This is a genomic window from Vibrio sp. 10N.222.55.C6 (assembly GCF_041473395.1).
GTDB lineage: Bacteria > Pseudomonadota > Gammaproteobacteria > Enterobacterales > Vibrionaceae > Vibrio > Vibrio crassostreae_C.
In genome coordinates, this window is sequence record NZ_JBFRSD010000101.1 from 1 (window position 1) to 708 (window position 708).

The following is a 708-nucleotide window of genomic DNA, read 5'->3' on the forward strand; positions in this document are numbered from 1 at the left end:
CAGTTACGATAATCATATTTCTTCCTACTTTTTTGAATACAAACTCACACGAGTATAGCAAGGAACAAACGAAGCGAGCTAGCGGAATAATTCTTTAATTCTAGTGTGATATGATTGTGTTAATCTAGTCATTATTACCTACTCAAAATGCGATCTTATCGGTCTTAGTATGAAAGATTCTACGTCTTTTGTTTGAAGGCCGGCTTACGTGTGACATGAGAGTTGTTTGGTCGCAATTGATTCTGAACTATTTTAGTTGGTGAGCATTTGAGTTGGTATTAACGTATCGAACTATCCTTCGAATAGTAATAAATAGATTTGCAAAATTAGAAGAACTTTTCCTTTGAATTTTAGGGTTTTAGAAATCTTATGAAGATATTAGTTACAGGCGGCGCTGGCTTCATCGGTTCAGCAGTCATTCGTCACATTATAAATAATACATCTAGCAGCGTCGTGAATGTTGATAAGTTGACTTATGCGGGTAACTTAGAGTCTCTTGTTGAAGTGGGAGAGCACGAGCGTTATGCATTTGAAGCGGTAGATATTTGTAATCGTACTGAGCTAGACCGTATTTTTGAGCAGCATAAGCCTGATGCAGTAATGCACTTGGCTGCTGAATCTCATGTTGACCGTTCGATTGACGGCCCTGCTGCATTTATCGAAACTAATATTGTTGGTACATATACATTACTTGAAGCAACTAGAGCC

General features: G+C 37.9%; 1 protein-coding gene. It reads left to right on the forward strand.

The genetic code is table 11. The features are described from left to right. Positions 1-369 precede the first annotated feature (369 nt). The coding region (locus tag AB4486_RS22735) for a GDP-mannose 4,6-dehydratase (protein ID WP_372118742.1) at positions 370-708 on the forward strand (339 nt) is incomplete at its 3' end.